Origin of the sequence: Gloeocapsa sp. PCC 7428 (genome assembly GCF_000317555.1) — a bacterium.
Lineage (GTDB): Bacteria > Cyanobacteriota > Cyanobacteriia > Cyanobacteriales > Chroococcidiopsidaceae > Chroogloeocystis.
On record NC_019745.1, the window covers coordinates 287,207 to 301,665 of the forward strand.

General features: G+C 44.1%; 12 protein-coding genes, 1 tRNA gene and 1 riboswitch. Of the genes, 6 read left to right on the top strand and 7 right to left on the bottom strand.

What is annotated here, in order from left to right; translation table 11 throughout:
- The first annotated feature begins 288 nt into the window (after nucleotides 1-288).
- The 3 genes from GLO7428_RS27590 to GLO7428_RS01290 are packed head-to-tail and all read left to right on the top strand — an operon-like array spanning nucleotide 289 to nucleotide 2,035.
- Nucleotides 289-675, top strand: a complete 387-nt coding sequence (locus tag GLO7428_RS27590; RefSeq protein ID WP_015186744.1) for a hypothetical protein — start codon at nucleotides 289-291, stop codon at nucleotides 673-675.
- Nucleotides 676-698: 23 nt separating this feature from the next.
- Complete coding sequence (locus GLO7428_RS01285) at nucleotides 699-1,283, top strand: sigma-70 family RNA polymerase sigma factor (RefSeq protein WP_015186745.1); 585 nt, start codon at nucleotides 699-701, stop codon at nucleotides 1,281-1,283.
- A 20-nt stretch (nucleotides 1,284-1,303) separates the two neighbouring features.
- Nucleotides 1,304-2,035, top strand: a complete 732-nt coding sequence (locus GLO7428_RS01290) for an anti-sigma factor domain-containing protein (RefSeq protein WP_196797436.1) — start codon at nucleotides 1,304-1,306, stop codon at nucleotides 2,033-2,035.
- A 39-nt stretch (nucleotides 2,036-2,074) separates the two neighbouring features.
- On the opposite strand, the gene GLO7428_RS01295 is transcribed toward GLO7428_RS01290, so the two are convergent.
- The 3 genes from GLO7428_RS01295 to GLO7428_RS01305 form a co-directional block, all read right to left on the bottom strand.
- The gene (locus GLO7428_RS01295; protein ID WP_196797437.1) at nucleotides 2,075-2,590 is read right to left on the bottom strand and encodes a hypothetical protein; all 516 of its coding nucleotides are present in this window, start codon (nucleotides 2,588-2,590) and stop codon (nucleotides 2,075-2,077) included.
- Nucleotides 2,591-2,840: 250 nt separating this feature from the next.
- The gene (locus GLO7428_RS01300) at nucleotides 2,841-4,247 is read right to left on the bottom strand and encodes a hemolysin family protein (protein WP_015186748.1); all 1,407 of its coding nucleotides are present in this window, start codon (nucleotides 4,245-4,247) and stop codon (nucleotides 2,841-2,843) included.
- 65 nt (nucleotides 4,248-4,312) lie between these two features.
- The gene (locus GLO7428_RS01305) at nucleotides 4,313-5,005 is read right to left on the bottom strand and encodes a hypothetical protein (protein ID WP_015186749.1); all 693 of its coding nucleotides are present in this window, start codon (nucleotides 5,003-5,005) and stop codon (nucleotides 4,313-4,315) included.
- A 210-nt stretch (nucleotides 5,006-5,215) separates the two neighbouring features.
- Here GLO7428_RS01305 and GLO7428_RS01310 point away from each other — a divergent pair.
- Nucleotides 5,216-5,288, top strand: a tRNA-Ile gene (locus GLO7428_RS01310).
- Nucleotides 5,289-5,301: 13 nt separating this feature from the next.
- Here the strand turns inward: GLO7428_RS01310 and GLO7428_RS25795 are convergent.
- Entirely contained in the window at nucleotides 5,302-5,826 is a 525-nt protein-coding gene (locus GLO7428_RS25795; protein ID WP_015186750.1) for a hypothetical protein, read from the bottom strand.
- Between the two features lie 96 nt (nucleotides 5,827-5,922).
- Between GLO7428_RS25795 and pyrE the strand changes: the two genes are divergently transcribed.
- Nucleotides 5,923-6,540 carry an orotate phosphoribosyltransferase gene (gene pyrE / locus GLO7428_RS01320; RefSeq protein ID WP_015186751.1) on the top strand — a complete coding sequence of 206 codons (618 nt, stop codon included), beginning with the start codon at nucleotides 5,923-5,925 and terminating at the stop codon, nucleotides 6,538-6,540.
- Between the two features lie 296 nt (nucleotides 6,541-6,836).
- Here pyrE and thiC read toward each other — a convergent pair whose 3' ends face one another.
- Nucleotides 6,837-8,210, bottom strand: coding sequence for a phosphomethylpyrimidine synthase (gene thiC / locus GLO7428_RS01325; protein WP_015186752.1), 1,374 nt, complete (start codon nucleotides 8,208-8,210; stop codon nucleotides 6,837-6,839).
- Nucleotides 8,211-8,217: 7 nt separating this feature from the next.
- A riboswitch (TPP riboswitch) is annotated at nucleotides 8,218-8,314 on the bottom strand.
- Between the two features lie 104 nt (nucleotides 8,315-8,418).
- Here thiC and GLO7428_RS28230 point away from each other — a divergent pair.
- On the top strand, nucleotides 8,419-8,556 hold the full coding sequence (locus tag GLO7428_RS28230; RefSeq protein ID WP_015186753.1) for a ribbon-helix-helix domain-containing protein: 138 nt from the start codon (nucleotides 8,419-8,421) through the stop codon (nucleotides 8,554-8,556).
- A 62-nt stretch (nucleotides 8,557-8,618) separates the two neighbouring features.
- On the opposite strand, the gene GLO7428_RS01330 is transcribed toward GLO7428_RS28230, so the two are convergent.
- Entirely contained in the window at nucleotides 8,619-11,435 is a 2,817-nt protein-coding gene (locus tag GLO7428_RS01330) for a hybrid sensor histidine kinase/response regulator (protein WP_015186754.1), read from the bottom strand.
- Between the two features lie 132 nt (nucleotides 11,436-11,567).
- Nucleotides 11,568-14,447 (bottom strand): methyl-accepting chemotaxis protein, encoded by a 2,880-nt coding sequence (locus GLO7428_RS01335; RefSeq protein ID WP_015186755.1) that lies wholly within the window; start codon nucleotides 14,445-14,447, stop codon nucleotides 11,568-11,570.
- Between the last annotated feature and the right edge of the window lie 12 nt (nucleotides 14,448-14,459).

The window sequence follows — 14,459 nt, forward strand, 5'->3', positions numbered from 1 at the left end:
AATACCAAATGAAAGTTTTTATCCTATTAGGAGATATAGTTTTGCAGGATAAATTTTAAAATATTGAGATTTTAAATAACAGTATAAAAAATAGTTTGAAGTTTACATTTAACTTAACCAAGCCAGTGGATTTTAATGAATTTCTAACAAATCATTTTTATGCTAAAAATTCATTATTTTAGTAAGGAGAAATTCAACAGATAATAGCATCTTGAGAATAATTGATTATGAAGTGTAGGAAATATTCCCTATGTTATTGAGGACACTGTTCTAGATGCGAGGTTTTTAATGCCGAGTAAATGTAGTAATCAGAAAAATGCTCAGCGGTTTTATTGCCCTAAATGCGATCGCCGATTATGGCGCGTAGGTAACTCAAAGTACTTTCTATCTTACACAGAAGTATCAGAAAGCCGAAGATACGTCAAAATGCTTCATCAGGGGGCATTATTATTGACTGCGAAAGGCACACACAATTGTTGTCAATCCTGGGTTGAAGAATTTATTTGTGGAGAGCATGGTACGCTTTGGATGAAGCTTAATAAACAAACTGATGGTTCGCTTTACACTTCACTAGCAACAACGAATGATTATTGTCCTAGAGATAAATATACTTACTGCATGAGTTGTCCACTTCAATTAGATTTAGATGCGATTAATCGTACAATCACCTCATAGAGTACATCTTCTTAGTAGGTACAATGCCTTCTGAGCAACCTGGCAACACGGACAGATTCATCCAAACAGATGTAGAACTATACCTCGCGCTAAAAGCTGGTCAGGATGTTGCTTTAGGCATTCTTTACGATCGCCATGCTGGATTAGTTTATGGAATAGCACTCAAAATTCTTGGTAATCCGCAGGAAGCAGAAGATCTCACGCAGGATATTTTTCTCAATCTTACCCAAGCGTCATCCTACGATCCAAGGCGAGGCTCACTGAGAACATTCTTAGCGATTTTGACGCGATCGCGTGCGATTGACCGAGTGCGATCGCGTAGCAAAGCCCGTGAGTTTTTTGGACAGTGGAGAGATAGCCAAGCACAGCAAACTGCTACCGATTCTCTTTTTGAACAACTTTCTCAAAGCGAGCAATCTCAGGAAGTACGAGCAGCACTCTCCCAATTATCAGACACTCAGCGGCAAATTCTTCAGATGGCTTATTATGATGGTCTTAGTCAGTCAGAAATTGCCAAGCGACTAGAAATTCCTCTAGGTACTGTGAAGGCTAGAGCGCGGCGGGGTCTTCTCAAACTGCGTCAAACTCTCACAGATTACATTGGATAGCTCCAACTATGGTTTGGTCGATGCCGTCAGAACAGTTACAGTTACTTATTGCTGGGTATGTCCTTGGCGATCTAAGCCCAGAGGAAATGGCAGAATTTGAACAACTTCTGGCGAATGACGCTGCGATCGCCGAAGAAGTCGCAAAAATGCAAAAGGCATTAGAAATAACGTATGCTCCACCAGAAGTAGCACCGCCAAGATATCTGCGTACATCCATTTTGGATGCAAATAAGCATCAGAGTCAACGCTTGAGCCGCGCGCGCCCACAGCGCTCATTCTCCTGGGTTCAAGCCATGGGAGTTGCCGCAGCCGTGTTGATTGTCGCTTTGGGTATGAGTAATTATCTTCTGTGGCGATCTCTACAAATACAAGCTGAAATGCCACAATCCAAACCGTTGACTTTTGCGCTGCAAGCCAAAGATGCAAATGTTTCTACTTCGGCTACCCTAACAGTCAATCCCAGTACACTAGAAGCTAAGCTAATCGCGCAAAACTTGCCTGCCTTACCGCCTGGAAAAGTTTATGCCTTATGGACAGTCTTGCAGCAAGGTGCGCCCGTTACAACTGATGACAAAAACGCTGTCTTAACAGCAGTATTTCGAGTCGATGCTAACGGCAATGCTTTAGAAAATATTGAGGTTCCTCAGGTATATCGCAATCAAGACTTGGTTGCAGCAGTTGCTATAACCGTAGAAGATGCTAGCGCGCCTCAGCGGCACGAAGGCGCACCCGTTTTGATCGTGAGAGTGTAAAGTTAAAGATCGCTAATGATTCGACAGTTTGTATAATCTCTACTCTGATTCTGTATCGAGTTGTCGCATCGTACCATTTTGACCTTCACCAATTCGCCGCAATCCTGGTCTTCCTGTGGTGTTGAGATGGTCGATTTGGCATTGAAGATTTACGGTGAAATCACACGTATAGGTTGCTAAAAGTTCTTGTTGATAATTAAACACGCGGATGTTGTAACCGAAATCTCTCGCTACTGTACCAAAATGATTGACAAATTCGTAGCGTTGGAGGTAGTCAAGTGCATTCCAAAGGCGTCGGTTAACAATCAAGTCAATGCGTCCAGCATTAGTACCATCCGCCGGATAAGCGATCCAATTGTCTAAAAGTTGACTCGCAAACTGTTCTCTTGCCCACCATAAACTAGGAACTGTGAGGTCGCTTTGAGAAATTGTATTTGCTGTAATTACATATCTATTGTTTAGCGGTGCGCCTGGCTCTAACAAGCTCAATTCCAATGGCTCGGTTGAGGGCTGCGGTACTGCTTGTGCTGTAGAAGATAACAATGAAACAAGCAAAGTACTTATACTTAGAATAGTGAGGAGAAGCGATCGCATTTTGAGAATATTTTTACTAATAGCTTCTTGGCGATTTATTGTAGTCTAAAATTAAGGCAAAAGGCAGGATGTATAAGAATTTTAGGTTCTAGAAAATAACTCTTTGTACCTTCATCTATACATCTCCAGATGCATCGCGCAAAAAATACGGTGTCAAAAGCGATCGCTTGCTAAAGTTATTGATGATAATTTCTTCTTGCCCTTCACCTTCTTACTCTTGATACTCATTAGTCTGCATCGCTTGCGGACGATGAATGCGGATATGTTGTAAACGAGGACCTTGCGCTGAGACGACGGTGAATTCTAAGTTCTGATAGTGTAAAGTTTCCCCGATCGCAGGGACTTTTTGAAGTTGGTAGAGAACAAATCCCCCCAGTGTTTGATAGTCGTCGCTTAAGGGTAAATTTAACTGTAATAATTCGTTGAGTTCTTCGAGGTTCATTTGTGCTTGAACCAAAAAAGTTTGCTCATCCAAGTTTTGGACGAGTAACTCATTTGTTCTTGCGAGTTCGCCAGCATTGCCAATGATTTGAGCAATTAAATCTTGAATGGTCAATAAACCGACAGTACCACCAAATTCGTTGACAACGATAACCATTTGTAAATGCGATCGCTGCATTAATGGCAATAACTCGCTTAACGGAGTATATTCGGGGACAAATCTCGCAGGTTGTATCCAAGGTTGAATTTTTGTATCAAGCGATAATTTACCTAAAACGAGTGGCTTTGCCAGTTCCTTAAAGTGAACAATCCCGCGAATATCATCTAACGATTTACCTGCGATAGGATAGCGTGAATGCCCTGTCGTTGCCATTTCTTTGAGTAAAGTTTGAAACGTCGCTTCTTCGGATAAAGCCACAATTCCTGTGCGCGGTATCATAACTTCTTCAGCGGTGACATCGCCAAATTCAAAGATATTATTTAATAGTTCGCGTTCTTCGGCTTCTAAGCCGGTTGATTCGCGTTCGGTGGCAATAATTAACTGTAACTCTTCTGAAGTCACCGGAGATAGCCAAGCTTGTCCCGTGTATTGAATTCCGACAACGCGTAGCAGCAAGCGTGTTGATTGATTTAAAACCCAAATAAATGGCGTAAAGAAACGCGCGATCGCTTTTACAGGAAGTGCTAGCAACCTTGCCAACCGTTCCGAGTAAAGCAATGCGACTGACTTGGGGCAAAGTTCCCCTAAAACGATTTGGAGATAGGCGACAAGGAGAAAAGCTAAGGGAATCGCGAGTGAGTGCGCCAACCGCATCCGCAGCGCATCTGGCACGGGTAACTGTGCTAGCCCCGTAGCGACAAGAACAGCCATCGTACTCTCGCCAATCCAACCGAGTGCCAAACTCGATAACGTAATTCCTAATTGAGTAGTAGACAGCAAGCGCTCGATACTATGCTGGAGTGATTGGAGCGTGATCGCGGGTGCGTCTCCAGCTTCTACCAATTGGTGGATGCGCGATCGCCGCACGGACACCATAGAAAACTCTGCTGCCACAAAAAAGGCATTAATTGCAATCAGCAACAATACCGAAAGCAGGCGCAGCCATATGTCTGAGATAAACAACGGTGATACAGCCAAAAGCGGAACAAAACAGGCAACTATCGGCAAGTGAGACATCAGTTTGGTTTCAACATTCTGCCTCGTGGCATTGTTGTCCGCCTTGCCCCAATAAGATACAACACTTAAATTTTGACAGGAATTTCCGATACTTGCAGTTTGAGTTGCTGCTGAGGATAGTCGGTTAAACGTAGCGAGAGGTTTTCCACATCATCAAGCGCGGTTGCGGGAATACTTAGTACGCCGGATACCGGTTTGCCATCGGGGGCTAACTTTTCGGGTAAATCTTCAGCATTTACTGTTAACGCGCGTCCGTGATTATCTGTAATATCCATAAAACTTGACAAAAAGCGCACCGTGCGATCGCCTTCGTTTTTGAGGTTCACTTTTATTTGTAATGTTCCACCCACATATTGCGCGGATAGAACTTCTAAAACAACGTCGCGATCGCGATTGACAATCGGAAACCCTGGTTGACTTGCGTCTACGACTAACTGCGCTTTTGGTGTTGTGTTAGACGATTGCGTATCGGTTGTTTGCGGCTGTGGTTTTTCTGGTTTGGCGTTTTTGCCTTTGCCTTCAATTCTGGCGCGAACGTTGGTGAGGATATCTTGCTCATTTAACATCACCACCGCCCGCTGCTGTTGCGAGGCTCCCTGAGCAATTTTACCTTTATTTACCGGACGCGTATCTGGTTGAGTCACACTCTCAAGGGCTTCACTACCAATACTAAATCCCCATACTGCACTTACATAACCTGCGATCGCCATAAGAACTAACAAGAGCAAACTGAGCGCTACAGTAGAGTTTATTTTCATTGGTTATCTAAAATATACAAGTTGCTGCTCAACATATCGTTTGCTGTGCCTATTGCATTATTTTATTGTGAAAATCACAACATCAACAATGACATCGACTACATTAAATAGGCAATAATATAGTATAAAAATGATATGTTAATATGTCAGCGGTAACAACACATTTTGTCCACACAAGTGCGTTGTCGTTGATAATATAAAAGAAAATTCCGGCAGTTGGCCGAGCGGTTGAGGCAGCGAACTCATAATTCGCCTTAGGCAGGTTCAACTCCTGCACTGCCGACTTTTTATAAAACCTACTCAAAAGGTATAACTTCAGGACTTTCCGTTTCACCTTCCAAATCGTTTTCGATTGGGATGTCTTCGGCAGGAACTTCTACCGGTGGGCTATCGCTCTCGTTTTGGTTGCTATCTTCTGTATCAGTTGGAGTAATGTTCGTTGGTGTCACCTGTGCGGGGGGTTGTGAGAATAGCGATGAGTCATAAGGATTTTGTAAATCAGGCGTACGCAGCGTTGTATTGCCGATTTGTTGTTGGAGCGTATCTTGGTACAAGATGTTAATGAGCCGCGCGTCGCGTATGTATTCATTTTCGGGATAACTGTTGCGTGTAAAAGAACCAATCCCAAACAAGGAGTTTAGTTGCCGTAGTAAAGAACGATTGCGATAAAAATCAGGTGCGTTTGTAAAAAAGGCGCGGTAGAATGCCTCTGGTATTGTTTCGCTGCGTGTTGGCTCTACGGGTGCTGTTTGGGCGATCGCCGCAGTCGGGATAGCGGCAAGAATAATTAAACTCGTTAAACATTTGTACGCGAAACGCATAGATTCAACCTCACTTTCTAACGCAGTCTTCATTTATGCTGGAATTTAAACTCTTTTTAGCTTAACTTTTGCTTAGCCACCACCGTTGACACACTGATGATTAATCAAACTGCGTCGCAGCCAGCATCCGATAATTGGGCAATAACTGCTGATCTTACAAGTCTTCGCCAACACCTTTTAGATTTATTCTGCCGGTTAGCTTATCGCGAAGGAGACTTTGTGCTTTCTTCTGGGCAGCACAGTTCGTACTACATTAATGGTAAGGAAGTCACGCTACATCCTCAAGGAGCGTTAGCGATCGGGCGGATTGTTGTTTCTTTGTTACCACCTGATACTCAAGCTGTCGCTGGTTTAACCTTGGGTGCCGATCCAATTGTGACAGCTGTTAGTGTGGTATCAGCGTATGAAAATCGCCCAATACCCGCATTGATTGTCCGCAAAGAAGCAAAAGGACACGGTACAAGAGCGTATATTGAAGGTCCAAATTTACCAGAAAACGCGAGTGTTGTCGTGTTAGAAGATGTCGTGACAACGGGAGGATCGGCATTAAAAGCCGCAGAAAGGCTTAAAGATGCGGGTTACAGCGTCAATCATGTTATTTCGCTCGTCGATCGCCTGCAAGGAGGTGCAGAACTTTATGCATCAGCCGGATTGCAATTTCAATCAGTACTGACAATCGCAGACATTCAACGGCGTTTTCAGGAACTAGATTAAAGGAAGTTGGGAGCGAGGAGTGAGTGGCTAGTGGTGAGTTATATAGAAAACACATTCTTCCTCTGCTTCCTCTGCACCTTGAACTCCCTGATCTCCGACCTCTGCTATAGTTAGCTACGGTATACACACAAATGGTGGGATATAAAAAGTCTTTGGCGAACCGCCCCCCAACCACCCAATTTGGGGGACTTCCGAGCCAGTTCTACTTCAAAGTCCCCCACAGGTGGGGGATGCAAGGGGGCGAAAAAGCTTGGAGCGACGCCAGTCTAGACTTGTATGTACAGCGTAGGCTATAGTTAGCTTTGAGTTACGGTTTCTTTCGCCAAGAACTTTTCTAATTCTGTCAACGCATCGGCGTCAACTTTAGTTTGCATTGGACAGAATTTAGGACCACACATTGAGCAGAATTCGGCAGTTTTGTAAATATCTGCGGGTAGAGTTTCGTCGTGGTATTCTCTGGCGCGTTCTGGATCGAGCGCTAACTCAAACTGACGGTTCCAGTCGAAGTTGTAACGCGCGCGCGACAATTCGTCGTCGCGATCTCTAGCACCAGGGCGATGACGCGCGATATCGGCGGCGTGGGCGGCGATTTTGTAGGCGATTAAGCCATTACGGACGTCTTCAGCATTAGGTAGTCCTAAATGCTCTTTCGGCGTGACGTAGCACAACATTGCGGTGCCGTACCAGCCTGCCATTGCTGCGCCGATCGCCGAGGTGATATGGTCGTAACCAGGCGCAATGTCGGTTACTAAGGGTCCTAAAACGTAGAAGGGTGCTTCGGAACACTCTTCCATTTGCTTTTTGACGTTAAACTCGATTTGATCCATCGGTACGTGACCTGGACCTTCAACCATCACCTGCACGTCATGTTCCCATGCTTTGCGCGTCAGTTGTCCTAAGGTTTTAAGTTCGGCAAGTTGTGCCGCGTCAGATGCATCGTGCGTGCATCCAGGACGTAACGAATCGCCTAAACTGAAAGAAACGTCGTATTTTTTGAAGATTTCGATAATGTCACGGAAGTGCGTGTAAAGCGGATTTTGCTTGTGATGATGCAGCATCCACCGTGCAAGAATGCCACCGCCGCGCGAGACGATTCCGGTGATGCGATCGCGCACTAATGGCAAATGCTCGATTAAGATTCCAGCGTGAATCGTTTGATAGTCTACTCCTTGCTGTGCGTGTTTTTCAATCACGTGCAGAAAGTCATCAGGAGTCAGCTTCTCGATTGTGCCGTGAACCGATTCGAGTGCTTGGTAGACGGGTACTGTACCAATTGGTACGGGTGAGGCTTGGATGATGGCGCTGCGAATTTCATCTAAGTTCCCACCACCTGTAGATAAGTCCATCACGGTATCCGCACCGTATTTAACTGCGAGGTTGAGTTTCGCAACTTCTTCATCTAAGTTAGAAGAGTTAGGACTTGCGCCAATATTCGCATTAACTTTGCACTTCGAGGCAATGCCGATACACATCGGCTCTAAGTTGGTGTGGTTAATATTAGCGGGGATAATCATGCGTCCCCGCGCAACTTCTTCTCGAATCAGCGTTGCTGGTAGATTTTCTCGTTGGGCGACATAGCGCATCTCTTCGGTAATTATGCCTTGACGAGCATAGTGCATCTGTGTCACGTTAGCTTGCCCGCGACGCTTCGCGATCCATTCTGTACGCATTATTGAGTTCCTCTAGTAACAGCTTCCCTCCGCCGGTATGAACCGGTCTCAGGTTCTCAGGGTTTGATCTCAGCCTGGACATCCAGACACCCCTAGCTTGGTTGATAATTGTATCACTTGAATTCGCAGCGCAGGCGATTAAGGAAATAATTCTTGAGGCGATCGCGCTCAAGTGATAATAGAATCATCATCAATTAAAAGTTGCTGTATGGATCGTTTAGTGCGTACTACATTAAGTGTGCCTACCGAGCTTTTAGAAGCAACTGATCGCGCAGTACAGCAAGGACACGCTTGCAGTCGTAACGAATTTGTTGCTATTGCCTTACGACATGAACTAGCAGCATAGAAAAGTGCTGAAGTTGATAATGCTTTTTCTACCTATGGCTGATGACAATGAATATCATATTTTCAATTTAAAACCAACTGTAAACTTTGGAGTAATTCTTGCTCATTAAAAGGCTTAGAAAAATAAGCTGCTGCACCTAAATTGAGCGCAAGTTGACGCTCTCTTTGTCCTTGACGCGAAGTTAACATTACAAAAGGTATTTGCTTGAGATTCGCAATTGATTTAACTTGGGCGAGTAAGCTGTAACCGTCAAGGCGAGGCATATCAACATCAGAAATCACAGCTTTTACTTGCAAGCCACTAAAAAGTTTTTCTAGCGCATCTTGTCCGTCGATCGCTTCTTCAACACGGTAGCCAGCTTTTTCTAGAGATAAAGTTAAAAAACGACGTACATTAATCGAGTCGTCTACGACTAAAATTGTGTTTTTATGACTTTGAACTTTTGTATTAGTTGTCTCGGTTTGTTCTAATTTTACTGATTTCTGACAAGTAGAAACCCAATGCAGTAAAGCTGATGGATTCACTAAAGGAACAACGCGACCATCACCTAAAATTGTACAGCTAGAAAATCCAGGTGGCATGGCGATCGCGCCTTCAACTTGGCGAATTGCGACTTCTTGTTCGCCCCAGCAACGATCTACTTGCACAGCGACTAATTCATGACCTTGGATAATTTTTAATACCGTGGGAACACTCATGATTGGTACAGTGGCTGCATGAGATTTTTTGTGCGTCGAACCACGAAATACAAGCCATTGTCCCAAGCGAATTAAAGGCATTGTATCGTTTTCCCAACTAAACATTTCATCACCAGCAATTGTGGTAATGTGTTCAGAGTTAAGCAAGAGCATTCCTTCGATCGCATCTGTCGGAAATGCTAAAAGCATTCCGTTACTTTCAACAAGAACAACTTTCGCGATAGAAAGTGTTATCGGTACATTAAGATGGAAAGTTGTACCTACACCAAGCTGCGTATCAACTTTAATATCCCCACGAATTTTGCTTAAGTTCGTGCGCACAACATCAAGCCCGACACCTCTACCAGACAAATTTGTTACTTGCTGCGCGGTGCTAAATCCTGGTTCAAAAATCAGCGTTAAAAGTTCTTGTTCGCTAGCAGTTTTCAGCGCATTTGCATCTAAACCGAGTTGTTGTGCTTTAGCGCGGATAGCGTCTAAATCAATTCCCCTACCATCATCGCTAACGCTAATGATCGTTTGGTTACCGCGCGTAGTGGCTTTAATATTGATAGTGGCTTGTTCTGATTTACCGTGCGATCGCCGCGTTTGCGGATCTTCAATTCCATGATCGAAGGCATTACGTAATAAATGCATTAAAGGATCGTTTAATGCTTCTAAAATATTCCGTTCAATTAAAGTTTCGCCGCCTTGAATTTTTAAGTCAACTTTTTTGTTGTACTGTAATGAAAGCTCGCGTAAAAATATCGGAAATCGATTTAGTAAATCAGATAAAGGACGCATTCGCACTTGTGTCAAGCTTGTTTGTATCTGCTTTGCTGTGCGATTGAGTTCGCTGACAGTTTGTGTCGTATCTTCAATACTAAGACTAATATCATCAGCGACTTCTTGAATACGAAAAATGTTTTCCATAACCTCATCGGTTAAAGTTCGGAGATTAGAAGTTTCGGTGGAAAATCTAGCAATAGAATTAGTTTCTTGTTCTATGCTATAGTTGTTAAACCTATCAGCAGCGTCTATATGCGAATAGTTATTTTTTTCATAAGCTGCGGATAAGCGAGTATCAAGGTTTTTTAACGTCCGAACTCGACCATCTAAAATTTTAACTAAATTTCTTAAACGCTCCAAATACAAATTAATTCCGTTACGCTCGATTGTGAGTTCTCCAAATAAATCATTAAGGTGTTCGAGGATATCAATCGAAACGCGAACTGTTTTATCTTGCTCTTTGACAAGAGAACCTGAATCAGACTCTGAAGCTAAATGAACAGATTTTTTTTCTGATTCTTGCGGAGGTTGGAGAGTAATTGAAGCTAATGTCTGCTGAAATTCTTGAGGATTCGCCTCGGTTTCTGGATCGGAGAGTAAATCAAGAAGGGCTTCGAGTTCGGCTTGTGCGGTTTCTACATCGTTATTCTTAACGTCATCAAAAGGAATTGTTGCTGGTACAGTGCCTTGGTTAAGTAGAATTGCTGCTTGCGATCGCCGCCATTCTTGCAAAGCTAAACTTGCAATTTCTGTAACGCGATCGGGGGATGCTTCAAGATTGCGACTAATTGATTCGCACAAGCTTTGAAACGCAGAAAGTTGAAACATTTGCCCTAAGCTGGCAAAATCCTGCGCGATTGTGAAAGTTTCTTCAAAGAGTCCAGGGTGTTGCGGGTCTGCTAAGATAGCTTCTAATCGTTGCAGGCATTCTTCGACTTCGGTTTCAAAGACTAAAGTTTGCATATCTTGCGTATCTTCTGGCAAGAGCAACTCATTGCTATCAACCGTTGTTGCATTTCCTAGACGTTGCTGTAGCTGAGAAAAAACCGGATCGACGTTGTTTTGTTGCCATTGTTCGTCAAGCGTTGTTCCTTGATGATAGATAGCGATCGCTTGTCGCAAGCAACTGACACCTGCCAATAATAAACTTTCCAACTCAGCATCAATTGGCAGTTGCTGTGTTTTTAAAACTTTAAAAAAATCTTCTAAACGATGCGCGAGATCGCTTAATACAGGAAACCCCATCATCGCTGCGCCACCTTTAATGGAATGTGCAGCGCGTAGCACCGCATCCATTTGTTGACGATCTTCGCGTGCAGATGCAACCATAATTCCGGTTTCAATCGTGTTTAAATAGTCTTGAGCTTCCTCAAGAAACGATAGCCGGATTTCTAGTTCTTTATCCTTTACCATGTGATTAAGCAGGGGTCAGAGGTCGGAGGTCAGAGGTCAGGGTTTTATTAAGGCAGGGAAACAAGGGTAAACTATGTACGAGAAACTTTTACAATTTCCTAACTCTATTGACCGTTGCTATAAATGAAAGACTCAACTTTCATCATCGACTTTGAAGGCACCAACGGAAGCTTGTAATTGCTGGGCGATAGTGGTTGTCTGTTGTAAAGAGCCAGAAACTTGCTGTGCCGAATTTGCGGTTTGCTCAGAAACTGTTGCAATTTCTTTCATTAATTGGGTAACTTGTTGTGAAGTTTGGGCTTGCGCAATGGTTGCGTGAGAAATTGATTGAACTAATTGATCGATTTGGCGCGAGACATCAAAGATCTTCTTGAGATTTTTCTTCGTATCTTCAACTAAATTTGTTCCTTCAACTACTTGATTTGTACCGAGTTCCATCGCGTGGGCAACTTCAACCGTTTCGCGTTGAATATTTTCCACAATTTGCTCAATTTCTTTTGTTGCAGCACTTGACTGCGAGGCAAGTTCGCCGATTTCTTCTGCTACCAAAGCAAAGCCTCTACCTTCTTCACCTGCACGATTTGCTTCTATGCTAGCGTTAATCGCTAAGACGTTGGTTTGCAGCGCAATTTGGTTAATCAAAGAAACGACTTTAGAAATTTGTTGCGAGGATTCGCTTAACTGGCGGACTTTGCCTGCGGTTTCGGCGACAGTCTGGCGTAGGTTTAAAATACTATCTACCGTGTGGTTCATAGCGACTCCGCCCACTTGTGCGGTTAGCGAAGCTGTGCGCGTAATTTCTGCGGCTTGGTGGGCGCTGGCGGCGACGTCTTGAATCGAATCGGTCATTTGTGCTAAAGAGTCAAGACTATGCGCGATCGCCTCGGCTTGTTGTAAGGCTTGATCGGCTAATTGATGCATCGCGCCTTGATTTTCGGCAACGGCAACATTCACTTGAGTTGCGGCTGTTTTGACATCGGTTGCGAGTTGGCGCAAGCTTTCAATGATCGAGTTAAAAAAGTCGGCTACAGTACCAATTTCGCCTGCGGTGACTTCTGCACGTACTGTAAGATTTCCTTTGGTTGCTTCTTCGACATCGCTGAGTAATCCTAGCAATTGCTGCTGAAGTGCTTCTTTTTGCTGTCGTTGTTCCCGAGAAATTTCTTCAGCGACTGCGCGCGCTTTTTCTACTTGTTCTAGAAGATAGGCTTGATCGAGTGCAAATCCGATTTGAGTTGCTAGCTGCGTGAATAAATCAATTTCAGCTTGTTGCCAAGCGCGGGTTGTCGCACAGTGATGCGCAATCAGTAACCCCAGTAATTGGTTGTCTTTGAGGATAGGCGCGACTAAGTTGGCTTTAACTTCAAATCGTTCTAAAGTTTTGATATGACAATCGGTTAAACCTGCTTGATGGATATTATCAATGGCGCGCACGCGACCATTTTTATATTGTTGAATGTGTCGGTCTTTGAAACAAGGATCGTCGATGATTTCTGCTAATGCTTGTGTCCAGCCAGGTGCGACAGATTCCGCAACAACGGTACCACTGTAGTCAGGATTAAATCGATAAATCACAACGCGATCGCATCTGAGAACTTTTCTAACTTCTTTCACCGCTGTCTTGAGAATATCGTCTACATTCAACGAGCGACGAATCCGAAAGGTAACATCTGCAAATAGTTGCGCTTGTTCGGTCACTTCTTCTTGCTGTTGCAGTAAACCTTGCAGTTGGTCTGCCATGTTGTTGATGTTAGCACCGAGCATCGCTAATTCATCTTTGCCATGTACGCTCAATCTTGTGTTGAGATGTCCGTTTCCGAGTTGTTGCACTGCTAGCGAAGCGTTGACGACGGGACGTAAGGCACGGTTAACTAAGTAAGCAGCGATCGCACCAATAAGTAATACGATCGCACTCGTTCCCAAGAAGAAGGGTAAAAATAATCCTTGACGGGCGGCGAAAACTTGCGCTGTAGGTAGGGCAACCATCGCACTCCAATTCAAGTCGGTTTGACTTTCAATTTGACGGATAGGGGTGTACGATACTAAATACTGTTGACGCTCGATGCGATCGCGGTCGATGATACTGCCGACGGACGTATTATTCGCTAATCGCGGCGCAACGCGGGGAAATACGGCTTGCGCGTCTTCACCGATATAGTCTAGGTGTTCGGTTGGAGCCACAACAATTTTGCCCAAGTCATTAATGGCAAAGTATTCTTCAACGCCGAAACTGTTTCCGGTTCGGGCTAAGGTTTTCGCTTCAGCGTGCAGAATTTCATTAAAGTATTGCACCGGAGTCCGCGATCGCACTACCGCAAAGACTTCTCCAGTTGTTGTATCAATCACAGGGGCTGCGGCATAAATTGAATACTCGCCGGTTAATAACGACTTTCTCGGTGGTGTAACTACGGGGCGCTTGGTTCTAATACTTTGTTGAAAATAATCTACATTGCTATAGTTGGCGATGCCTTCTCCCGCAGTTTGCAGAATCACTTGACCGGCAGGGTCAATAACAACAATATTGTCGTAGCCAGGATTATTTTTAATATATTGCTCTAAATTAAATTGTTTCGCTTGCGTCGGTACGATTGCCCGCACGGCAGGATCGCTTAACATACTCGACTGCGCCAGGTTTTGAATATCGAGATAGCGTTGTGCAATAAAATTATCAAATTGACCAGCTAAAGCGATCGCGCGGGCTTGTTGCTGTTGCGTAACGTTGTTCGTAATGCCCTTATTTGTGATATAATACGCCGTTGCGCCAATAATGACGATCGGTAACGTGCTGAGGGCGATCGCGAGGGTAGTCGCTTTAGTTTTTAAGCTGAGTCGCTGCCAAAAAGGTAAACCTAACTTACGCAACGGTTGAATTGACGAGTGATTAACATCTAACCCTGATTGAGGTTGAACGCGGTTGGGGATATCATTAATACTATGGCGATCGTTGTCAAGATGATTTGCAGTTTTGTGTTGATGCCTACTCGTTGATTCCTGTTTAAATCGGGTTGCCATATCCGCTCCAAT